The organism is Streptomyces sp. NPDC055025 (assembly GCF_053608565.1).
Window position 1 is genome coordinate 199254 of sequence record NZ_JBSGVS010000001.1, and the last position, 20170, is coordinate 219423.

At 69.2% G+C, this 20170-nt stretch carries 24 protein-coding genes and 1 pseudogene; 10 read left to right on the forward strand and 15 right to left on the reverse strand.

From position 1 onward, the window contains the following. Positions 1-26: 26 nt before the first annotated feature. A complete protein-coding gene (locus ACWGDX_RS00790) occupies positions 27-512 on the forward strand; it encodes a hypothetical protein (RefSeq protein ID WP_453620812.1) in 486 nt (161 codons plus the stop codon). 104 nt (positions 513-616) lie between these two features. Here ACWGDX_RS00790 and ACWGDX_RS00795 read toward each other — a convergent pair whose 3' ends face one another. The 5 genes from ACWGDX_RS00795 to ACWGDX_RS00815 all read right to left on the reverse strand — a co-directional run bounded on the left by ACWGDX_RS00795 (position 617) and on the right by ACWGDX_RS00815 (position 4821). Beyond that, a complete protein-coding gene (locus ACWGDX_RS00795) occupies positions 617-2674 on the reverse strand; it encodes a tyrosine-type recombinase/integrase (protein WP_453620814.1) in 2058 nt (685 codons plus the stop codon). A 148-nt stretch (positions 2675-2822) separates the two neighbouring features. Beyond that, positions 2823-3038: a hypothetical protein gene (locus tag ACWGDX_RS00800; protein WP_453620816.1), complete on the reverse strand. Its 216-nt coding sequence runs from the start codon at positions 3036-3038 to the stop codon at positions 2823-2825. Continuing rightward, positions 3031-4236 (reverse strand): tyrosine-type recombinase/integrase, encoded by a 1206-nt coding sequence (locus ACWGDX_RS00805; RefSeq protein ID WP_453620818.1) that lies wholly within the window; start codon positions 4234-4236, stop codon positions 3031-3033. The genes ACWGDX_RS00800 and ACWGDX_RS00805 overlap by 8 nt, the downstream gene beginning before the upstream one ends. Positions 4237-4272: 36 nt before the next feature. Continuing rightward, positions 4273-4524 (reverse strand): hypothetical protein, encoded by a 252-nt coding sequence (locus ACWGDX_RS00810; protein WP_453620819.1) that lies wholly within the window; start codon positions 4522-4524, stop codon positions 4273-4275. Between the two features lie 9 nt (positions 4525-4533). Then, positions 4534-4821 carry a hypothetical protein gene (locus ACWGDX_RS00815; RefSeq protein ID WP_453620821.1) on the reverse strand — a complete coding sequence of 96 codons (288 nt, stop codon included), beginning with the start codon at positions 4819-4821 and terminating at the stop codon, positions 4534-4536. A 314-nt stretch (positions 4822-5135) separates the two neighbouring features. Between ACWGDX_RS00815 and mobF the strand changes: the two are divergent. Both mobF and ACWGDX_RS00825 read left to right on the forward strand, forming a co-directional pair. Then, positions 5136-6794, forward strand: a pseudogene (mobF, locus tag ACWGDX_RS00820) (MobF family relaxase). Then, complete coding sequence (locus ACWGDX_RS00825) at positions 6791-6991, forward strand: hypothetical protein (protein ID WP_453620823.1); 201 nt, start codon at positions 6791-6793, stop codon at positions 6989-6991. The pseudogene mobF and the gene ACWGDX_RS00825 overlap by 4 nt, the downstream one beginning before the upstream one ends. 1007 nt (positions 6992-7998) lie before the next feature. Here the strand turns inward: ACWGDX_RS00825 and ACWGDX_RS00830 are convergent. Further along, the gene (locus ACWGDX_RS00830) at positions 7999-8427 is read right to left on the reverse strand and encodes a hypothetical protein (RefSeq protein ID WP_453620825.1); all 429 of its coding nucleotides are present in this window, start codon (positions 8425-8427) and stop codon (positions 7999-8001) included. A gap of 504 nt (positions 8428-8931) precedes the next feature. Here ACWGDX_RS00830 and ACWGDX_RS00835 point away from each other — a divergent pair. Both ACWGDX_RS00835 and ACWGDX_RS00840 read left to right on the forward strand, forming a co-directional pair. Continuing rightward, entirely contained in the window at positions 8932-9318 is a 387-nt protein-coding gene (locus ACWGDX_RS00835) for a replication-relaxation family protein (RefSeq protein WP_453620827.1), read from the forward strand. Positions 9319-9384: 66 nt separating this feature from the next. Further along, positions 9385-9690 carry a hypothetical protein gene (locus ACWGDX_RS00840; RefSeq protein WP_453620828.1) on the forward strand — a complete coding sequence of 102 codons (306 nt, stop codon included), beginning with the start codon at positions 9385-9387 and terminating at the stop codon, positions 9688-9690. Positions 9691-10014: 324 nt separating this feature from the next. On the opposite strand, the gene ACWGDX_RS00845 is transcribed toward ACWGDX_RS00840, so the two are convergent. Further along, a complete protein-coding gene (locus tag ACWGDX_RS00845; protein WP_453620830.1) occupies positions 10015-10440 on the reverse strand; it encodes a hypothetical protein in 426 nt (141 codons plus the stop codon). Between the two features lie 297 nt (positions 10441-10737). On the opposite strand from ACWGDX_RS00845, the gene ACWGDX_RS00850 reads away from it, so the two are divergent. Next, the gene (locus tag ACWGDX_RS00850; RefSeq protein ID WP_453620832.1) at positions 10738-11034 is read left to right on the forward strand and encodes a hypothetical protein; all 297 of its coding nucleotides are present in this window, start codon (positions 10738-10740) and stop codon (positions 11032-11034) included. A gap of 51 nt (positions 11035-11085) precedes the next feature. On the opposite strand, the gene ACWGDX_RS00855 is transcribed toward ACWGDX_RS00850, so the two are convergent. The 5 genes from ACWGDX_RS00855 to ACWGDX_RS00875 form a co-directional block, all read right to left on the reverse strand. Continuing rightward, positions 11086-11313, reverse strand: a complete 228-nt coding sequence (locus tag ACWGDX_RS00855; protein ID WP_351413975.1) for a hypothetical protein — start codon at positions 11311-11313, stop codon at positions 11086-11088. Positions 11314-11413: 100 nt separating this feature from the next. Next, the gene (locus ACWGDX_RS00860) at positions 11414-11623 is read right to left on the reverse strand and encodes a DUF6207 family protein (protein ID WP_453620834.1); all 210 of its coding nucleotides are present in this window, start codon (positions 11621-11623) and stop codon (positions 11414-11416) included. Positions 11624-12182: 559 nt separating this feature from the next. Continuing rightward, positions 12183-12371 carry a hypothetical protein gene (locus ACWGDX_RS00865; RefSeq protein WP_453620836.1) on the reverse strand — a complete coding sequence of 63 codons (189 nt, stop codon included), beginning with the start codon at positions 12369-12371 and terminating at the stop codon, positions 12183-12185. A 282-nt stretch (positions 12372-12653) separates the two neighbouring features. Continuing rightward, positions 12654-13220 (reverse strand): DUF6233 domain-containing protein, encoded by a 567-nt coding sequence (locus ACWGDX_RS00870; RefSeq protein WP_453620838.1) that lies wholly within the window; start codon positions 13218-13220, stop codon positions 12654-12656. Between the two features lie 69 nt (positions 13221-13289). Further along, positions 13290-13631 carry a hypothetical protein gene (locus ACWGDX_RS00875; RefSeq protein ID WP_453620840.1) on the reverse strand — a complete coding sequence of 114 codons (342 nt, stop codon included), beginning with the start codon at positions 13629-13631 and terminating at the stop codon, positions 13290-13292. A 286-nt stretch (positions 13632-13917) separates the two neighbouring features. Here ACWGDX_RS00875 and ACWGDX_RS00880 point away from each other — a divergent pair, with 286 nt between their 5' ends. Then, a complete protein-coding gene (locus tag ACWGDX_RS00880; RefSeq protein WP_453620842.1) occupies positions 13918-15402 on the forward strand; it encodes a replication-relaxation family protein in 1485 nt (494 codons plus the stop codon). A gap of 84 nt (positions 15403-15486) precedes the next feature. After that, positions 15487-15795, forward strand: coding sequence for a hypothetical protein (locus ACWGDX_RS00885; RefSeq protein ID WP_453620844.1), 309 nt, complete (start codon positions 15487-15489; stop codon positions 15793-15795). 379 nt (positions 15796-16174) lie between these two features. On the opposite strand, the gene ACWGDX_RS00890 is transcribed toward ACWGDX_RS00885, so the two are convergent. Beyond that, positions 16175-16528, reverse strand: a complete 354-nt coding sequence (locus ACWGDX_RS00890; RefSeq protein ID WP_453620846.1) for a pentapeptide repeat-containing protein — start codon at positions 16526-16528, stop codon at positions 16175-16177. Here ACWGDX_RS00890 and ACWGDX_RS00895 point away from each other — a divergent pair. Next, positions 16496-17020, forward strand: a complete 525-nt coding sequence (locus ACWGDX_RS00895; RefSeq protein WP_453620848.1) for a hypothetical protein — start codon at positions 16496-16498, stop codon at positions 17018-17020. The two genes, ACWGDX_RS00890 and ACWGDX_RS00895, sit on opposite strands and share 33 nt — an antisense overlap. 659 nt (positions 17021-17679) lie before the next feature. On the opposite strand, the gene ACWGDX_RS00900 is transcribed toward ACWGDX_RS00895, so the two are convergent. Together ACWGDX_RS00900 and ACWGDX_RS00905 are read right to left on the reverse strand one after the other, a co-directional pair. Continuing rightward, positions 17680-17832, reverse strand: coding sequence for a hypothetical protein (locus tag ACWGDX_RS00900; RefSeq protein ID WP_453620850.1), 153 nt, complete (start codon positions 17830-17832; stop codon positions 17680-17682). Positions 17833-18495: 663 nt separating this feature from the next. Continuing rightward, complete coding sequence (locus tag ACWGDX_RS00905; RefSeq protein ID WP_453620852.1) at positions 18496-19524, reverse strand: hypothetical protein; 1029 nt, start codon at positions 19522-19524, stop codon at positions 18496-18498. A 356-nt stretch (positions 19525-19880) separates the two neighbouring features. Here ACWGDX_RS00905 and ACWGDX_RS00910 point away from each other — a divergent pair, with 356 nt between their 5' ends. Further along, a complete protein-coding gene (locus ACWGDX_RS00910; protein WP_453620854.1) occupies positions 19881-20015 on the forward strand; it encodes a hypothetical protein in 135 nt (44 codons plus the stop codon). Positions 20016-20170: the final 155 nt, after the last annotated feature.

Consider the following 20170-nt stretch of genomic DNA (forward strand, 5'->3'; position numbering starts at 1 on the left):
TGTAGCAGCTGTGCGACGATCGCACGATGTTGCGCAGCCTTGAGATCACCGCGGTTCTGTCTGGGCTTGAGAAGGTTCATCGTGATCGGTTGTTCTGGAAACCCACGATCCAGCTGAACCTGGATTGCTTCGTCTGCGAGCGGGTCGGACGCACCAACGTGCTGGAGCGGGGGGCCGAGCGGGCCATCTGCTGGAGCGGCAGGAACGGGCAGCACTTTGCCGCGGCTCGGATCGCTGCGTTCGACGTGACAAGCCAGGACGACCGGCTGGCGTTGCGGATTGTGGTGGACTTCTGGTGGGCGCCGTTCAAGGATGCAAAGCGGGGCACCGACGCAACGCCGTTGAGCAATTGGGTTCGCCTGCACTACGGCAACTACTGCCCTCACCAGGAGACGTCGAGCGAAGGTTCGATCCAGACGAACGTTCGGCGGCCCACGAGTGTGTACTGCGGAGGCTGCAAGACGGAGATCGCGGTGGATGCGGAGGTTCCGTCGATTCGGCTGCTGGTGTGAGCCCTGTGCGGGACGGTGGCGCATGTCCACGAGGCTCTTCTCGGCTTCCTCTGCGGGCAGGCATGCCGAGGTCGCCCCGACTCTTGGCAGCCAGATACATCCCCTCATTCTCGCCTCGCCGGTGATCGCGGCGCGATGCCGGGTATGCCCAGGTCGACCGGCGCGACCCTGGCGAGCCGACGGGTCTGGTCCCGCTTCTGGCGCAGGAAGGACAGGGTGAGGTCGATTCCTTCGATCTCACCGAGCCACCCCTCTGCTTCGGCTCGGGCCCGGCGTGCCAGAAGGTCGACCTCAATCTCGTCGAGGCGGGGCAGCATCTTCGGATTGATGTTGATCATGAGACATGTCAGACAGGCGTGCTCATGCTGGCAAGGTGTCGAGTAGGGGCGGGCGCATCCTCCCAGCTCGACTTTGCGCTGGTCGAAGTGCTCCTCGAAGCCGAGCCATTCGGGTTCGGTGACCGGCCGGTACTCGTCGGTTGGTCTGGCCTGGCGGCGCTGGTCGAGAAATCCCTGGTAGTGCCGGACGACGTCCTCGTTGAACACGGCGACGTATCCACGAGTCGTTTGAAGATTCAAATGTCCGAGTAGGGCCGCTCCGATGTGGATCGGAAGCCCGCTGTTCACCAGCTCCGTGGCCAGGAGTCGGCGAAAATCGTGCGGGGTGAAGCTGGTCGCAAGGAAACCGGGGTGTTGTTCGGCGAGCTCGACGCAGCGGCGCTTCAGCATGTTGACCACGGTGGTGTCCGACATGACCTCGTGCTTGGTGCCGATCTTGCGTTGGAACAAGAACGGCATGGGTGCGCTGCTCTGCCGTTCCTTCGGGTCGTAACGAGGCAAGAGCGGGATGGTCTGGCCGCCGGCAGTGTGGCGGCGGACGATGGCCGCCATGACAGCGAACAGCTCGGCGGACATCGGGATGACGCGTTCCCGGTCGCTTTTTGAGGGAGCGACTACGAGCAAGGCGATGACCTCGCCGTTGGGCCGTTGATACTGCCGGATGCTGAGATGGGTGAGTTCCAGGGCCTCCTCTATACGCACGCCTGAGTGCCGCAGGACCTCAACGATCGCCCACTCCCAGAAAGCGGCGTCCTCGGCATGCGTGACGTTGATGTACTTGCCGCTCTCCAGGTCGCGGACGCGGACGTTCGCCAGTCCTCCAAGCCGGACGCGGAGTTCGTCCACCCGGCTCCACAGGCGCTGGTAGGTGCGGCCCTCCAGGGTGATGGTCCGTCCGCCAGTTGCGTCCGCGGACTGAGCGAGGAGGTCACGGAGGTGGCCGTACCGGTTCTCCAGGTGTTCCACGAGGGTGTTCAGCAGCGGTTGCCGTTGCCGGGTGCGGTCGTCCATGCGTTCCTTGACGCGTCGTTTGCGGATCCCGTAGCCGCAGACCTCGGCGTCGGAGACCGGGCAGGGCGCCACGCAGATCGCCCACTGCTCGGATTCCGCCGCGGCCCACGCCTGGATATCTGCGTAGAAGGCGCGGACTGCCCGAAGGATGGGGTCGAAGTCGCGCTGTCCTTTGCCGTCCACGCGGACCGCGACCCGCTCACGCCACCGTTGATAGAGCTCGCCGTCGATGCGCAGGTCGGGCTGGCTGGGGGCGAGTTGTTCGATGGTCGCCCAGAAGTTGCTGGCCAGGTGACGGGACAGGTTGTCCAGCGTCGAGTAGTCCAGCTCGGGTTTGCGTCGTTCTAGATAGGCGATGAGCAGGTGCCGGCCCCCGGCATTGCGGATCTTGTAGCGGTCGACCAGTTCTTCAACCGTCAACCGCCCGGTGAGCAGGGCGGCCTTCAGCGTCGCCGGCCCGTGGGAGGGGAAGTGGCCCATCGTGTGGAGGACTTGCCAGGCCAGGTGCCCGGGGAACCGGCTGTCGGCTCCGCGTGCTCCCAGGACCAGTCCTTGACGGCGGCACTCCCACGCGTAGTGCAGAAAGGCTGCGGGGGTCAGGTCGGCCAAGGCGATGCCCTGCGTGGTGAGGGCGACTGTGACGTCGAACAGCGCGGTCCCGTGGTGAATCGGGTTCACCGGCGCGGCCTGCACCTCGGCCCAGAACTTCTCCAGTAGCGGGTCGTTTTGGGCAGCGAGGAAGCGTTGCCCGTAGTAGAGGAAGGTGTTGGATCGGAATGCCTCCAGCGAGGGCTGGATGATCCGCAGACACATCAGGCAGGCAGCGCCGGTACCGATCTGGCTCCTGTCCCGGGGCGCTGATCGCAGGACGGAGACGGGCTTCCCGCCCTGGTTGAACCCGCTGGCCTCCCATCGCTCCTGCCAGGTCTCGCCCGGGAACTGGCTCAGGTGGTGCAGAAGGTCACGGGCGCCGCGGCTTCGGTTCCAACGGTTGTCGGCTGACCTCGTTGGCCATTGTTGTGCGTACCGCCTGCGCGATCTCCTCGATGGAGGCCCTCGCCAGATCGCCCTGGGGACGCGGCGGGACTGCGGGGGCTGGAGCGGGGGCGGCGTTCGCGCTGACGAAGCGGCTGATGCCCTTCCGGCTCGGCTGGGTCAGGGCCGCGAGTTCAGCCACCGAACACCGCCTTGATGTTCTCCGGGTCGTACCCGGCGGCGAAGGTGCGCTGGGGACGCGGTTTGGTGTAGTGCTCCTGGAGCTTGTCGTGCAGGTTCTCCACGCGGGCCGTGAGGTAGCGCCCGGTGGTGTCGAGGTGAGCGTGCCGCAAGATCGTCTGTACCTCGGCGAGGGTGAGCCGTTCGTCTCCGGCCATCCTGACCGCTGCCGTGTGGCGAGCGTCGTGCAAGGTCCATTTGGTTCCGAGCTTGTCGTTGGCCCGCTGGAGAACGCGTCGCATCGCCCAATAGGTCAACGGTCTCGGATCCCCGCGGCGGGTGCGCCACACGGGTTGGCCCGGGTCCGGCAACCCGTCGGTGGCCAGGTAGCTGCCCAGATGGCGGAAGGCGTCCGGGGATGCGGGCACGGGCTGCCGGATACGGGTGCCCTTGCTGATCACGTATATCAGCTGGCCAGACCAGTCGATGTCGTCCAGACCGACGCCCAGCAGCTCGCCCGCCCTGGCCCCGGAGGAGACGTAGAACTCCAGCAGCGCCCGGTCACGGTCGCAGCCCATCCCGGCGAACAGTTCGTCCCACAGGTGGTCGGGTATGGACCGCGGGGTCTGCACCGGCACCTTCTGCCGCAGTCGGCCCCGCCGGAACACCGGCGTCGGCTCCAACGGGGAGCGGTGCGCGAGAGCCTGACGACGCCCACGCGAGGCCGGCACCGGATTGACCACCGGACCGGCGCCGAACCACGCATGGAACGCATAGAAGCCGCTGAGCACACTGAGGTTGTGGTTGATCGTGCTCGGCGCGTACCCCTCCCGAAGCGATGGCTTGCCGGTCTTCAGATTCACCGACCCCGGAGGGGGAAACGCGCTGTTCCGCTTGCGGAGCCGCTGCGGGTTGCGCGCTTCCCGCAGCCAGCCGACCAGCGCCGCGACCTCGGCCTCAGTGGCCCTGTCCCAGGGAATCTGCAGAAACCAGAGCAGCCGGTGCCATCGCAACAGCCCGAATCCGTAGCTCCGGCAGGTCAGCGGGCTGACGTCCCCCAGCATCAGATCCCTCAGGTAGGCACTGACCGGCCCGACCTCGCAGCCGTCAGCATCCAGCAGGACGAACGGAAGGTCTCTCGTCGTCCCAGCGGCCACGGCGCCGACTTCGGGAAGCGAGCATTTCCCCTCCATCAGGGCACGTCTTACGTCCTCCACCACACCACGCTCCTGGAAGGACCAGGCGATCCGCCTGGTTCACGATCGGGACATGGTGCAGTTAACAGGTCGCCACCACCGCAGCAAGTCGTTGCCGTACGACCGCAGTGTGGTTGCCGGGGTGTCCGCCGCGAGCAGGTCCTTGAAGTACACGGCGACTGGCTCGACCCGCTGACCGTGCTGATCGACCAACCGGTACGGCTCCCAGACGTCTCCCGTCGCCAGCAGCTGACCGGATTCGGGCAGGGCGAAGCTCCTCAGATCCCTCCCGGGACCGCTGTGAACAAGCATGCCGAGAAGCTAACAGAAAAGTGTCCTGACCTGCGAAAACGTCGAAGTTAGTTCAGTCAACACACCGCGGACCATCTCAGGGCCGTACTGCCACGCTGCGCGGCCGTTTCCGTCCCAGGTGAGTTCGAAGACGCCGGGCGCGCGTCGCACGCCCTTGATGCGGAGGCCTGCGCGGAAGCGCCCGGCACGCAGGTCGTCCACGAAGACGGTGACGGCCTGTTGGAAGCGTTGGCGCTGTTCGGGGGTGAGGCGGTCCAGGTCGGCGGTGAAGCGGGGCAGGGCCTCGTAGGTCGGCAAGGTGTTTCTCCTCTGGGAAGCACGAAACCGCCGGCGGTGCCGGGGGCGGTGGGTGTCTCGCTCGGGTGGGGAGTCGGTGGTGACGAGTGCGCTGAATACCGCTGGAGTCGGTTACTTGGCGTTCTTGAGGCGTGTGAGGCGTGTGGGGCTGGCCGTCGCGCAGCATTTGCATGGCCCCGGGTGGTGTTCGCCTGGTGGGCATGACGTTGGTGCAGATGCCCGTCCGGCGGGATCGGCCGTGAAGTTCCGGTGAACCCTCCCACCCCCACGGGATCGGGCTTTCGTGCAGTTCAGATCGGGTGTTCGCTGCCGGGATGCTGAGTGTCGCGAAGGTTCAGAAGCGGAATGCCTGGCGCTACCACGTACGCGGGGTCGCCTTCGGAGACGGCCGCTGTCCGGCCCGTGAGCTGTTGAAGGACGCCCAGGAGAAGGCCGGCCTCCCGCCCGGGGTGTGGATGGGCCGCGGCCTGCCCGCGCTCGGGCTCACCGTCGGACAGACGGTCACCGAGCGACAGATGGAGCTGGTCTTCGGTCAGGGCCGGCATCCGGACGCCGACCGGATCGAGCGAGAGCTCCTGGACGACGGCGCCGAACCGGCCACGGCACGGCTGGCTACTGTCCTCGGTCAGCCGGTCGAAGAGATCGAGCAGCGCGGACAGACCCCGCTGCTCGCCGTCGACTTCGTGTTCCGGGCGCAGGCGTCACTGGTCGTGCTGTGGGCGCTGGGGGATGAGAGGACGCGCCGGGTCATCGAGCGGGCGCACAAGCAGACCGTCTCCAAGACGCTGCGCTGGCTGGAGGATGAGGTCGCGGAGGTCCGGTGGGCGTCCGGCCGGGAGCGCGCGAAGGCCCCGGCCCTGGTCGTCGCGGCGTTCCGGCACTACGACAACAGGAACGGATTTTCCCTCCTGCATGAGCACTGCCTGATCCTGAACCGGGTGTAGCGCCCGGACGGCTCCTGGTACGCGCTGGACACGGTCCGCCTCTACAAGCACATCGTGGCGGCCGACGCGCTGTACACCCTGGAGATGACGACCGAGGTGTGCGAGATGCTCGGGCTGGCGACCGTGCCGCGGGAGGTGACGCCGGGCCTGCGCCCGGTGATGGAGATAGCCGGGGTCGACCAGGAGCTCATCGACTGGTCCTCCACCCGCCGCCGGCGAATCGAGGACGTCCTCGAGGGCATCACCGATGAGTACGTGAAGAAGCACGGTCATCTGCCCGGCGAGCGAGCCCGTCACGGTCTGGCGTGGTGGGCGGCGCAGGAGACCCGCCCGGACAAGAAGACCCCGCGCCCGCTGGACCAGCTGCTCGCGTGGTGGCGCGTGTCCGCGCTCCTGAAGTTCGGGCAGCGGATGGTCGACGGGCTGCTTCAGCGGTGCCAGGCGGCCGGTGCGGCGATCCGGGCCCGGGTGGGGCCATTGGTGGACACCGCGCTCGCCATCGCCGATGTCGCCGCAGTCGTCTTCACCGTGCGCGGGGTCTTCTCCCGCCGCCACGTCCTGGCCGAAGCGCGTCGGCATCTGATGGAGACCCTGCGCGGCCGCGCCTACGTGCCTGGCGTCGACAGCCACATCGCCGACCGGGCCCTGGAGCGCTACGGCCGTCAGCTGACCGTGCCGCAGAAGGGCCGGCGAACCCCGGCCCCGGATCAGCTCTCCTACACCGCCGACTTCGCCTGGCCCATCCGCTGGTGGATCGCGGGCACCGATGGGAAGCCGCCCCGGGAGTCGTCCCGGTACGAGCGGGCCCGGGTCGCCAGCCTCGCCCTGCAGAACACGATCCGGGCCACCCTCACCGCACCGCCCGCCGTAAGGGACGAAGCGCTGGCCGCGCCGCACGCCGTCGACCACCCGGGCCGGGACGCCGCTCGAACTCCGGCGCAGCGGGCCGCTGCCTCCAGGCCCACCAGCAGGCCGCGATGCCGCAGGAGTACCTGGAGGGCCGCACGACGGCCCCCGAGACGTGGATGACCTCGCCGCAGAACCTCGCCCGTATCGCCGCGCTCACCTACGCGGCAGAGGCCCGCGGCCGCACGGTCGAAGAGCAGGCGGACCAGACGAGGCAGGCGACCCAGGCGGACCAGGCCCCGGCCGCCGACCCGGGCAGTCAGCAGCAGCACCCGACGCAGCCGGACCAGGGCAGGGGAGCGGGCGGCCGCCGCCGCTGAGGGAGACCGGAGCCCGCCCGGCGGAACGGACGGCGAAGTCGTCGAGCCAACTGCCGGGACGCGGCCGGCACCCACGTCCTGGAGGCGGCGGGGACGGGCGAGGGTGCGGGGAACCGACCCGCCGAAGCACGGAGGCCCGCATGGTCGACCCGATCCCGCCGTACCTCACGCCGGAGCAACTGAAGCACCTTCAGCAGCTCGCCGACGCGTCCCGACTGCGCGTGGCACTGCGTCCGTCTCCTGAGCCGCCGCCGGTCCGGCGCCGCTCGCGGCAGTACCCCGGTGGCCGACCGAACCCGTGGCGGTCCGCGCGCCTGCGCCGAGGCCGCCAGCGGTGAGTACGGAACATCCCGTTCATCCGGTGCGCGCACCGACGATGTTCGTGCGCCCACCGCGCACCGCGCCGCGAACATCGGGTGCGCACGGCCAGCCGCGCCGCGCGCACCGGCCCACGCACCGGCGATGTCGTGCACTCCGCCCGGACGTACCGGTGCGCACCGCGATGTCCGCGAGAGTGCCCGGCACTCCCTTGGTGCGCATGCGCTGAGTGACGGTGCGCAGGGCCGGTGCCGCCGGTGCGCACCCCTTGTCCAAAGAGGCCGGGCCGGTGCGCACCCCTTGTCGAGTTGAGAATCAACCCTTGTCGTGGTCGAAGGTTCCGACGTTTTCCCTAGACCACGTTCGCTACCGCCGGCATCCTCCCTTATGCGTGCGCGATGCTGCGCACCGAGGGGAGAACTCTCCCTCCCGCACCCGCCCTTGAGCCCTTCACGCTGCGTGAATTGGTGCGCGGTGCGGTGCGCACTCCGCACGGCGATGCGCAACACCGTGCGGTGAGTGCCCTGCACCGTGCGCACCGGGCCGGGTGTGAACCGCACCGGTGCGCACCGGAGGTGGAGAAGTGCGTTGCGTTGTGCACTACACATCGCACAGGTGCGCGCCACGATGCGCACTCAGGTGCGGCCGACGACATCGAGGACGACGTCGCCGGCCGCCGTCCCGACCTCTCAAACCGCAGCCAGCCCGTGCCCACTGTCGACGTTGCCGCGGACGTCGGCAAGGAACTGGGAGACCTGGTCTACCTCCTGCATGCACTCGATCAGGAATCCCGCCGCGATCCAGGCGGCCTGCGCCCCGCCACCGGCCAGGCACCACCGCTTGAGGTACCGGCTTGCCACGGCCACCAGCTGCCCGAGGGCATACCCGGACTCGCAGTCGGTGTGCTCATCGGGCACGATGCTGATGTAGTCGGCCAGCAGCAGCGCGCCGAACTCACCGACCAGCACCGCCAGCTCCTGGCCGTCGGCATGGAACTCCGCGAGCGCTGCCTTGTCCCGCTCGCTGTCCTGGTACAGCCAGACCAGCTCCACATAGTCGGCGGCCCGCGCGATCTGCTCCGGGGCAAGCTGGGGCACCGTCGACGTGGTCGTCTCCATGACGCTTCCTCACTGTTCGCACGTCGGGCGCCTGCTGCACCCGGCCGCTCTCTACGGTGCAGCCCCTGGCCTGTGGATAGATTTCGGAGCCGGGGCGGGGCACTGCTCGTGAGGTCGGTCACGGACGAACCGTCTCGTCAAGGGGTGGTCAAGGGTCATAACGGACAGCCGGGAGCGGTGGCCGTCAGGTCGCGGACAAGGGGTGCTTTCTCACGGTGGCTGGGGCCCGTACGCCTCACGTGTGCGGGCCGGACCTGTCACCGATCCGGCCGCGTACGGTCGGAGAATCCCGAGGCCGCGATGTCCACCGCACCCCTCCCGCCCCTCCCTCCGACGCCGCCGACCGGGTCGGGCAGCGCTGCGACAGCGAGCCCCGCAACGAGCCCTGCGGCAAGCCACGCTCCCAGCCCCGCAGTTCCGAGCCGTCGTCTGTCGGTTGTCGCTGATCAGACCCCTTGTCGCCCTGCCCCGGCTGGTTGCAACTCCTTGTCTCCCAGCACTGATGTGCCTGGAGAAGCGTCCCGGGCCCGGAAGGCGGCGACAAAGGCCGGCACGGACATCCGCGGCGAGGTCCTGCTCACCCTCGCCCAGCTGGGCCTGGCCACACCCCGCCAGCTCAAGGCACTGCTACTGCCGCACCAGCAGGACACCGACCACGTCCGTCGCGCGCTGCGCAACCTGCTCGCCGAATCCCCGGCCCTGGTCGGCCGGACCCACCGCGCCCAGCAGAGCTACTGGTACTGCACCCCGGCGGGCCTCGCCGAAGCCGCCGCCTCCGGTGAACTCGCACCGACGGCCGGCCGGACCACCGGGAAGCGCATCGCCGCCAGCAAGACGGGTCTTCGGGAACACGGCCTCGCGCTGGTCGACACCGTCATCGCCTTCCACTAGGCGGAGGTAGCCGACCACGCCGACTGGCAAGTAGAAGTCGCCCATCCCACCCCGGCCGGGAACCTGGTGCCCGACGCCGTGGTCCTCCTGGCCGACGGCTCCAGCGCGTTCGTGGAGATCGACCGCACCATGTCCTACGCCCGCCTTCTCGCCAAACTGGAGCGCTACGACGCCTACCGCAACGCGCCGCCGTCCGGACGCGGCAATGCCGCCCGGGCCCCACGCAACCACTGGCAGGAGACCTACGCCGGGCCGTCCCTGGACCGGCCCTTCCCGCCGCTGCTGTTCGTCTTCGCCCCAGCCCCGCGCTGCGCGGCCCCGGCCACCTGGGAAGCGGCATTCCACCAGGCGCCCAGCACGTCCACGGCGTGAACTACCGGATCATCGTGGCGACTACGACGCTGGCTCAGCTGACTCAGCACGGCCCCGATGAGCCGGTGTGGCGAGTGGCCGGCCGCGGCGAGGGGGAGGAACGCCGCTCTCTGGACGCGTTGCCGAAGGCGCGGTGAGCACGGCGGCCCGGCCTGGATGAAGGAGGCTCGGGCCGGGCCCGCCGCCGCGCGGGCGTTGTCGGTGGCGGCTGCGGAGACGTCGAAGGCCCGGGGGCTGTTCAGGCGTCGCGGGTAGCCGCGCGGTCCCGGGGAGTCTGGGCACGCCACCCTTGAGGACGGCTTGCCCAGCAGGAGACGACTGGGCTCAGGAGTGTGGTGAGCCGAGTGCGGGAGGGTTGCTGTGGTGGCGCATCCGGAGCCACAAGGGGTGGTCGGCGAGGGCGGCGAGGAGGATCGCGGCCACCGACCGGTCGACGGTGCGGGTGCGCTTCACTTCGTCGATCACGAAGGGCGTCTGCCGGGCCCACAGCTCGCGGGCGGCCGTGTTCATCCGTCGGCTGACGACGCCCAGGGCCGTGAGGGCCGGCTTGCCGGTCAGATGCGGGGAGAGGTACTCCGCGATGACTTGCCCCCGGACGCCGGGTGGGCCGGGCTCCGCGCACACCCGCCACACCACGTCCAGTTCCTCCACGGTGTGTAGCGACTTCACCCAGGACCGCAGCATCTCCTCAGTCCAGGCCGGGTAGTCGTACCGGCCGGGCGGCTTCCACACCACATTCTCTGGCAACACCTCCGGCCGCCCACCTGGCTCGGGCTGCGGCTTTCCATAGGCCGCGCGCACGGTACGCATTGCGTCCTCGTACGAATCGGATTCGGTGTCGATCGTGAATCTCAACGCCCACCCCCAAGCTCAGCGCACTCTGCCCGGAGGTTACCCGACACGTACTGCCGGAACTGCGTGTTCTGGGGAAGTGGGCCTTCTTGCGACGACGACTTTCCCGCGCGATAGCCGTGGGGAAGAGGCCCCTTCCACCGCTGGGGTCGGCGCGGGACCCACGTTGTCGGTGGCGGCTGGAAGGCTGGTCGGATGAATGGTGACGAGCAGCTGCACAACGGCCGCGTCTACGGCCACGACCACGACGACCCCAACCCCGGCCCGCTCCCGCACCGGACCTACGCCGAACTGGTCGGAGGACCGCTTGACGGCCTGCTGCTGGACTTCCACGGATGGCGGACCGTGGAAGTCGACGACGGGGTGGCCCTGTCCACCGAGCTCGGGCAGTTCCCCGGCGGGCGGTCGCTGTACGACCCGCGCCCCGGTGAGCCCCGCTCAACGGGCCCGGGTGTGAGCTGCCGCTTCTACTACTCCGGCGACACGCCCTGACCACAGCCCCGACCACGGCAGGTCAGCGCGCTGCCCGCTCGCACCACCGGCTTACGACGGCCTGCCCTCGGTCAGCTGACTGGCGGTGTTCTCGATCCACAGCAGCGTCCACTCGACTCCGGCCTGCCACCCCGGCTCCGCGCCAGTGTACCGGCCTTCGGCGTCGGCGCGGATGTTGGCCGCGAGGGTGCGCAGGTCCTTTTGCAGTCCCTGCCGCCGGGCCGTGTCCACGGCTTGGCGCATCTCGTCAGTAATGTCACCGGGTCGGAGCTCGCTCATCGCCCCCTTGGACGACCGCCCCCACCGATGACCAGACCGACCACGGCGCCGCCAACCCCGACCATGGCAGGTCAGCGGGACGCGGCCGGAGCCCGCAGCGCTACAAGCCGGGCTCCTGGCGCAAGTCCAGGAAGCAGCGCAGCCGTACACCGGGCTCGCCCGGTTCCCGGGTCGTACGGTCCGCCGGTGCGACCGCGCACCGCGCGGCGAGCAGCTCCTGGACCGCGAGCGCGGTTTCACCATCGGCCGCCGCGACCTCCACCGCGGCCAGGCCCGGCTCTGCCACGTGCGCGTCAGTGATCTCCCTCATGCCTGGCACTACGCGCCGCAACCCACAGAAGTTCTCCGACCCTGGCGTCTTCACCCGACCGAGTAGGTCGCGGACGATGCGGTGACCAGCCCGCCCGCCAGCCGCTCCGCTACACAAGGCCCCGGGTTGCGCTAGGTGTTGTGGTGGATGTTGCGCAGGCCCTCACAGCGTCCTGGAGTCCGCCCAGGTCACCACAGGCGTACGGCGTGGTCGGGCCGCTGACATCCCCGTTGCGACCCCCTTCGCCCATGCCCTGGCAGGAGTTGAGGAGTGGGAGGGTGGGATGGGCGGCGCGGACGCTGCCGGGGATCGGGGCGCGCTCGCTGGCGTTGCGCGCCGGCCGGGGCCGCCGCGCCGGGGCCACCGACAGTGCGGCGGCCGGGGAAGTGGTCGGCGGCTAGCTGGAAGCGTCGGCCATCTGCTGCTCGTGGTGGTGCTTGAGCGCGGTACGGGCCGCGAGGACGTTGGCCGGGGCGAACTCGCTCCAGTACGCGTGCGTGACGATCGTTCCGGCGAGTTCGAGCTCCCGCTTCCGTAGCCGGGCGATCTCCGTCGCGTCCTAGGGGTCCCAGCCGGGGGAGGCGGGTCGGGACGACGGCCGCCAGGCGTTCTCGTGGGTCTCCCAGGCGTCCAGTGGTTCGGCCGACCACGGCACCCGCTGGTAGAGGGTCTGCAGTTCAGCGCGGACCTGACGGAGTTCGTCCTGCGCGTCGGTCAGGTCCTGGGGGAAGTCGTACGAGGCTGCCACGGTGCAAAGGTACTGCTGTTCGAACCGCGCTCCGGTCCGCCGCGCGGCGGCATCTCCTGCGCCAACCCTTGCGTCTTCTCCAGCGGCATCTCTTGCGCGAGCCTCGCCGACGCCGCCGCATCCGTGCAGGTCACCCCCACCGGGCGGGCGTGGTCGGGCCTCTGACATCCCCTCTACGCCCCCGGACGACGCCCCACAGCAGGAAGAACAAGGAAGGAGGTGGTGGGTCAGGTCCCGGGCGGCGGGTGAGGGCGCCAGGGCCGCCGACGGTGCGGCGAGGGGTCAGGAGTTGTCGGGGGCGGAGTCGGTGATGTGGTCGAAGCCGCGCAGCAGAGGTGTCAGCTCCTGAGCGCACCCGCACAGCGTGCATAGCCGCGTCCCCGGGTTTTCCGCGACGTTCAGCGCCTGCTCCACACCGAGCAGCGGCCCACCCGCAGGCGCCTCTTCACAGTCCGGCGCGTGCAGCACACCCCGGGCCGGGCCCCGCCCGTCGCGCACCTTCGCCAGGACCCAGCCCGAAGGCCGGCGCTCCCCGAGGACCTCGCGGACGACCGAGGCGGGCATTGGCTCCAGGCGCTCGGTGGCGACCTGGTCGTAGTCGACGCCGTCGACCGGCCGCACATGGTCGGGAGCCCGGACCCACACCCGGTACTCCGCCGCCTCCACCCCGCCGTCCTCACGATCTCTGTACGACGGCAGGCCCACGAGGTAGACCCAGCCGGTTTCCGTCTGGCGCCGCTTCCACAGCCGCGCGAGGACTTTCTGCTCCGGGTGCCCGAGCACCGGGTCGGCGGGCAGCACGACGCGCACTGGCACCGGCTTGGTCGCGTCATCAGAGGGCGGCGTCACGGCCCCACGGTAAACAGCCGGGCCCGGCCCTCCCACTGGAGGATCGGGCCCGGAGCGTATGTTCGTTCGTCAGCGGGCGCTGCGGTTGAGCATGGACCCACGGTTCCAAGCGACGCCCTTGGTGCCCTCGTCACGGGCCATCCACACCATGCGGGAATCGCCCATGTCGGCGGCTTCGGCGATGCGCTCCACCAGCGTCGTGCAGAGGTCCGCGGCTTCGTCCTCCTCGATGTCGTCGGTCGGGAATCCGGCCCGCACGTCTTGGCGGACCTCCTGCCCGCTCCGGAGAGCAACGGTCAGGAACGCGGGCTGCTTCACGTCCCACCACACCTGCTCGATGGTGTCGGCCTGCACCATCCGCACGCCCAGGGCTTCGCTGTGCAGTCCCACCCACACGTCCGTGACGGACATCAGCCCTTCCCTCCCGATGAGCGCTGGGGCTCCATGCCGATCGCGTAGGCGACCCTCCCTGCCCGGCTCAGCGGTCGGCCGCCCGTTCGCCTTCTTCCGTGACGTCGGTCACGGACAGATCCGCAGGGCAAGGGGCTCAACCCGGCAAAAGCGGAGGCCGGTTGGGTTGATCGTCAGGCTGCGGACCAGGGGTGGTTCCGCACGGTGGCCCCGGCCCGCGCGCACATCGGCGTACGGGCCGGACGCTCACCGTCCCGGCCATCAGACCGGAGGAACCGAGGACACCGTGCCCGCCGATCTCATGCCCGGCCCCGCCCGCAAGCCGCGCGAAATCTCTGGACCGACCTCCGTGGACGACGTGGACCAGGTCCCGCAGACCCCCTCCACGGGCCCCTCCATCACCCCCTCCACGGCCACTTCGCCCGCCAGGCGCATATCCGCAGGTCAGCCCCGGCGGAACAGAGCTGTCGACGCGTTCGACAACCCTTCTGTGCCTTTGAAGCAGACATGGAAGCCGACCCACACCAGGAAGAAGGAAGTGCTGAAGGCTCTCGGGGTCTTCCAGAGGGCTCCCGCTGAACACCTGTGGCGGATGCTGCGTCCCGGCGACTCGCACGACCGGATCACGAGGGACACCCTCAACGCCCTCAAGGGCGGCGGAAAGGCCCGAGTGGAGACGCGGCTGGAATCAGGACACCAGCTGTGGGTACTCACCGAGCGAGGCCACAAGGAAGCCAGGCAGCTGCTGCCGGGGAACGTCCGGGTCTCCGCGCTTCGCAAGCTCGAGTTCGACGACGACGGTGAGCCGGTCACCGGCGAGGGCTTCGACGAACACGCGGCCGCCGTCACGATGACCGCCGCCGTGCTCACCGGGGCCGGGTTCGGGATCCCGCTGTCCTGGCAGACCGAGATTGCCCACAAGCTCCCATACGGCTATACCCAGTACGCCGACCTGACGATGCGCGCGCCGGACGCCGGGGTGCCCGCGATGCTCCTGGACGTCGACCGCGTCAGTGAGCCCGTCGACGAACTGACGGCGAAGCTGCGCCGCTACACCGACTGGTTCGAACTCCTGGCGCCAAAGACCGACGCGACCAAGGAGAAGGCGGCCCGCCGCGGGGGTGCGTCGGTGCACGCGTTCCGGCTGTGGTCGCGGATCTATCCGGCGACCGGCCGGGAGGGGTACGTGCCGGTGGCGTTCGTGTTCACCGGGAAGACCGCCGCGCAGCGCGAGAGCCGGATGCGGCGTCTGGAGCAGGCCGCCCGCGCCTACTTCGGCGGCACCCGTCACCGGGGTGAGGCGTTCACGGCCGTCGACTACCACCGGGCGGTGCCTGTGGTTGTCACCGAGCTGGAGCGGATCACCGCCGACCCGGCCGGGGCTGCGGGTCCGGTGTGGCGCAGGCTTGGGCACGATGAGTGGCAGACGCTGTCCGAGGCCCTGGACAACCCGGACGGCGACCGGCTGTACAAGGTTCAGCTCGGGGAGGCCCGCCGGCGCCAGGCGGAGCGCGAGGCCGCGCATCGGGAGGCGCAGCGGCCGGTGTGCACGCAGTGCGGCACCAAGTTCACCGACGAACGCTGGCAGGAGACCAAGGGGTTTTCGTGGCCCGGCGAGTGGGACTGGCTGTGCGGGCCGTGCTCGAAGGAGTCCGCCGACCGTGCGCAGGCTGAGCGTGCTGCGCGCCGCGAGGCAGAGGAGGCCGTGGTAAAGGAGGCGGCCGAAGCGGACGCGAAGAAGGGCCGCGGACTGTTCGGGCGTCGCCGGTAGGCGCGGGCAAGCAGGGGGGTAGAGGTCCTCTCCCGCCCGGGTCCGGCGGCCACGACGCGACGCTAACGAAGCCGGTGCTCTACGTTGCCGCTCGCTCGGTTCCGCGACCGCGTCTCCACCCGGGAGACGGCGGCGAAGGCAGGCGCGGACATCCGCGGCGAGGTCCTGCTCACCCTCGCCCAGCTCCGTCTGGCCACACCCCGCCAGCTCAAGACGCTCCCGCTGCCCCGCCAGGGCCACGCTGCCGAAGGCACGCTGAGCACGGCGGGCCCGGCTTCTCCAGGCCGGGCCCGCCAGACCATCTCGGCCCGCACCCCGCGCGGTCGGTGGTGGTCGTGCCGCATCCGTGCGGGTGACCTGGCGTACTGGACCGGATCGCGGGCGGTCGGCTGACAACATGGAAGCGGGGCCGGACAGGAGTCGTGTGAATCGTCCTGTCCGGCCCCGCTGTTTAGGCGTCAGCGCATAGTGCCGGTCAGACCCCAGCCGACGTCCGCGTCCTCGCGTACGCCCCATCCCGCGTCATCAACAGCACACTGGTTTTTGCCCATGTGGTCACCCCCTTCGAGATTCATGAAGAGTAGGGGACTACTGCCGCCGGAAACGGCCGATCGCGGGATTCGTCCTCGTCCGTCCGGGAGCGGACGCGGAGCGCTGCCCGTCGCCCGGCCGTCGTCGGGTGCGTTGTCACGGCCCGGCGGTGGAGCGGGCGCCTTAGCCGTGAAGCCTGCGGAGCACCCTGCCCGGGACTGGTGCGTCCCGGGGTTACGTGTCAGAGCCCGGGAGTCAGTTTCGTTGTTTTGTCGGTACGGGTGGAGTCGACCTGCTCCCTTGTCAGGTTCTGCACGCTGGAGAGATCTGCTCCAGACAGATTCGCGCCGGTCAGGTCCGCGTCAAGCAGGTTCGCGGAGTACAGCCTTGCGCCGGTCAAGTCAGCTCGGGTCAGGTCCGCACTGAAGCTGACGGACGGCTGGCGGGTCACCAGCACCTGAACGGAGACACCGCCGTCGGCGGAGGCCCCGTACACCGCGACCGTCACACCCGCCTGACCCCGGACCCGGACCGCCATGGTCGGGGCGACCAGCTGCCGACGGTGACGTACCGCGACGATGTCGGCGACATCCATGACGCCTTGGTCGGCCTCGCCACCGAGCTCCGGCGCCGCCTCGACGTCGCCGACCGCCACGGCAGCGGCGTCGGACTGCCGTGCCTGGTCATCGTGTTCGAGTACGGCGACTCCACCCTGCGCAGGCTCGCCCGCCACTGGGAGACGGTCCGCAAGCCGGGTGACCCGAGGGTGTCCCCGGCGTTCACCGCGCTGACGGACGTCCTGTTCGCCGGCACCACGGTCCGTATGAACGTGCTCTTCGACAGCGACCCCAGCCTCAGCGTCCTGGGGCCGGAAGGCCGCGAGCAGTTCGACACCATCATCCTCGGGCGGGTTTCCACCGGCACCTGGCGCAGGTGCGCTCCGGCGGCCGGCCCCGTCCCCAAGGAGCACGGGCGCCTGAACCGAGGCCGCGTCCACGTCGTCCAGGGCGACGGCACCGTTCGCCAGACGCAGGTGCTGACCCTCACCGACACCGAAGCCCTCGGGCGGGCCACTGGCGCCTGCTGACACGGGCCCGGACACGCCACGGGCCCCGGGGGAGAAGACATCCCCGGGGCCCGGCGCTACGGCGTCACGCTGTTCAACGACGCCACGACAGCCGCGCCACGCCCGCCACCGGTCTGTGGCGGGCGCGCTCAGCCCTCCCCGGCCTGCGCGGGCTCCGCATGGTGCAGGCAGTACACGCACTTGGACCCTTCACCGACGCGGCCCATGCACCGCCGGCACTCCCCGCGTTCGCGGACCGGGCCACGGCCGTCCGCGCAGCCTGGACACGTCATCACGGGCTGGCGGAAGCCGAAGCTGACCACCCACCCGTCGCCCTGGGCGGCGTCGCGCGTCATCTGCGAGACCTCGGAGGCGGACCGTGCGTCTTCGTCGTCGCCGGTCCCCACCCTCAGGTAGACCGCGAGACACTCATTGTCATCGCATGCGACAGCCACTCCGGTCGGCATCCGGTCCCCTCCCACGCTTCCTCTGCTGATGGTCGTGCTCAACACGCCCATCTTGCACACCTGGTGTGGTCGCTCGCTGGCGTCCGCACCGGAAAAGGCCGGCCGTGGCCGCCGCTGACAGCGAGAAGCCCCCGGCAGGCCGCTGGTGCAGGCGGCCGCCGCGGGCTTCATGGCGGTCGCCCGGAGCCGACGGGGGGCAGCGCGAGGCGACGATCAGGGGGAGACGCTGGCGGTCGTCTCCAGGACGGGCGCGGCGTCCTGGAGCCGGTCCAGCCGTTCGTACAGCGCGCACCACTGGTGACCGACCGGCAGAGCTCCGGGAAGGGACACCGGAGATGCCCTGAGCCGCGAAAGAATGGGGGCCATGATTCCCTTCCCCACCCTCGCCGCCGACCGGTCGGGCGACCGCACGGTTCAGCTCGCCGTCACCCAGGCCCGGCGCTCCGAGCATCCGGACCGCACGACCTGGGGCCCGGGGACGCCCCGCCTGCGTGTCAGTCCTCTCTCTAGTTACGACATCCAGATGGCTCTGACGTGCAGTGCTTAGAGTTGGCAGAGAAAATCTTGGTTCTGCCGCTGAGCTGGGGTGGTATGTATTTCTTGATCAACTACGCTGACAGGCAAGGCACTTGACCTGCGGTGCTGTAGTTAGCCAAATAATGTTGCAACTAGAGGGATAACTAGCTTGATAGTGACCGATGGCACGGGTAGGCAAATGCGTTTTATCTGACACCATCTGTCTTGCGTGGTTTACGGCTTTGAGACCCCTGTTCTGTGGGGCGTTCGGAGGGTCGTGCAGACATGCGGTGACGGCGTCTCGGCTGCGCGTTCCTGCTTGCGCACACGCGCCAGGAGGCAGGCGAGTACTCGTGTGCTCTGCGGGTGACGAAGGGCCCCGGCTGTCCGGCCGGGCCCTTCGCCGTGTCGACCGGAGGGGGGTGCGGTGCGTTCGTTCCCGAGGGCTGACGTGGTCCGGTGTTCGGCGTGGGTCTCGGTGCGGGCGGCGCCCTGGCGCAGGGCCGGTTTCCCCTACCGGAGAGGGCGGCGCCACTCTCCGAGGGTGTGACGGCGGTGGAGTACTGGGAAAACGGCCTGGCCGGCTTCTCTCCCGAATGCCGCGGTCTGCAGGATGACTCGGTGAGCGACCATCTCGCTGCTGTCGTCCTTGAAGTTCTGCCACTTTCCGTCGTTGTGCCGCTTGGAGTGGCGGAGCACGTCCAGGAGCCCGAAGGCGTCCAGTGGCTGGTGCGTTTCGTACGCGTCGCGGCCGAGTCCGTAGAGGCCGTGCCGGATGTCGCTGAGAACGAAGCCTTCCGTGACGGTCGACCCATCACCAAGAATGCGGAGCGAAGGATTGAACTTGATCACGTCGAACCACATGAGCAGGGCTGCGATCTCACTGGTCGTCAGTACGTGGACCCAGCCGTTCGTGAAGAACCCGACGGGGATCTCCACGAACGGCTCGTTGTCGGTGGGGACGGTGTACGGGATGTTCGCGGCGCCGGCGCTCTTGCTCTTGCCGTTCTCGCACAGCAGGAGGACGCCCTGGCGAACTTGGCCCTTGGTGCCCGTTGCCGACGCGAGGAGGCCCATCTTCTCCAGCGTCTTCATGGCTTCGGCGATCTGCCTGACCTTGTTCGTCCGGACCGAGGCCGCCTGGACCCCGGGACCGGCGTACCTCGCGATGGTTGCCACCAGGCCCCGCCAGGAGTCGGTCTGTTCCGCCGTCGGCTCGATCGGGTAGGGGGCAGGCCACTCCTTGCCGGCCGTGGTCTCGCACTGTGCGGCAAAGAGCATCAGAAGGTACAGCTTCAGTGTCAGGCCTCTCGGCGAGATCATCTGTGCGGAGAGCGGGCGCTCGGACCTCGGCAACGGCTTCCGCTCGTCTTCGACCAGCCCGGCGAACTTCTCCAGCCGGATGAAGGACTGTCTGATCCTCACCACTTCCGGGCCGCCACGCTGGTGGAGCTCGCGAGCCTTCTTGATCGCGTCCGGGAGGTCCCCCTTCAGCAGGTCCGCCAACTGATCCTTGCGGACCTCGACCTTGCCGTCCCCCATTACATGCCCCAAGTTTCTCGACGTTTTATCCCCTACGGATTGATCCGTATGTGCTGCGACTCATGTCTCTACTTTCCTGTTACCGGTCTGTCGGAATCTGAGTACTGACACATGCGGATCAATCCGTTCGTCAGGATACCTGAACGGATGTCAAGTCGGCTGCACCATGGTGTCCTCGCCCGAGAACGCGGCGGGAGACCGCAGGACCAGGGCAGCGAGCCGGGAAGCAGAACTGCCCTGGTGCCTGTGCCACAACAGGAATGAGGTACTCCTAGGTGTCAATCGACCGTACAGCAGCAAATCAGGCAGGTCACGAGCCGGACGGCTCCGGACGCGGGCGAGGTTCCGGGAACGCCTTGAACTGGTGCGAGTTCATCTTCAAGGTCCTCTGCGTGGGAGGCGGGCTCACCCTCTTCTTCGGCGGCTTCCCTCTGGTCGGCCTCGCCCTTCTCGGGGTGCTGGGGATTCAGGTCACCATCAACCGGCACTGACCAGAGGGTCGGCGAAGGGAGTGCCTGTGCGCCCAGGGGCCCTTTGCCCCGAACGGCGAGGGCCCGCACCACCCAGGTGCGGGCCCTCGCTCCACTTCGGGAGCCTGGGCCCGCGGCGGCCGTGACGACCCGTATGGCCTTCTCCCAGCCCGGCT

Coding starts and splice junctions, on each gene's coding strand:
- ACWGDX_RS00790 (WP_453620812.1), top strand. CDS start 27: ATGTTGCGCAGCCTTGAGATCACCGCGGTTCTGTCTGGGCTTGAGAAG.
- ACWGDX_RS00795 (WP_453620814.1), bottom strand. CDS start 2,674: ATGTGTCTGCGGATCATCCAGCCCTCGCTGGAGGCATTCCGATCCAAC.
- ACWGDX_RS00810 (WP_453620819.1), bottom strand. CDS start 4,524: ATGCTTGTTCACAGCGGTCCCGGGAGGGATCTGAGGAGCTTCGCCCTG.
- ACWGDX_RS00825 (WP_453620823.1), top strand. CDS start 6,791: ATGACCTCGCCGCAGAACCTCGCCCGTATCGCCGCGCTCACCTACGCG.
- ACWGDX_RS00830 (WP_453620825.1), bottom strand. CDS start 8,427: ATGGAGACGACCACGTCGACGGTGCCCCAGCTTGCCCCGGAGCAGATC.
- ACWGDX_RS00850 (WP_453620832.1), top strand. CDS start 10,738: ATGAATGGTGACGAGCAGCTGCACAACGGCCGCGTCTACGGCCACGAC.
- ACWGDX_RS00855 (WP_351413975.1), bottom strand. CDS start 11,313: ATGAGCGAGCTCCGACCCGGTGACATTACTGACGAGATGCGCCAAGCC.
- ACWGDX_RS00860 (WP_453620834.1), bottom strand. CDS start 11,623: ATGAGGGAGATCACTGACGCGCACGTGGCAGAGCCGGGCCTGGCCGCG.
- ACWGDX_RS00875 (WP_453620840.1), bottom strand. CDS start 13,631: ATGTCCGTCACGGACGTGTGGGTGGGACTGCACAGCGAAGCCCTGGGC.
- ACWGDX_RS00890 (WP_453620846.1), bottom strand. CDS start 16,528: ATGGATGTCGCCGACATCGTCGCGGTACGTCACCGTCGGCAGCTGGTC.
- ACWGDX_RS00900 (WP_453620850.1), bottom strand. CDS start 17,832: ATGGCCCCCATTCTTTCGCGGCTCAGGGCATCTCCGGTGTCCCTTCCC.
- ACWGDX_RS00905 (WP_453620852.1), bottom strand. CDS start 19,524: ATGGGGGACGGCAAGGTCGAGGTCCGCAAGGATCAGTTGGCGGACCTG.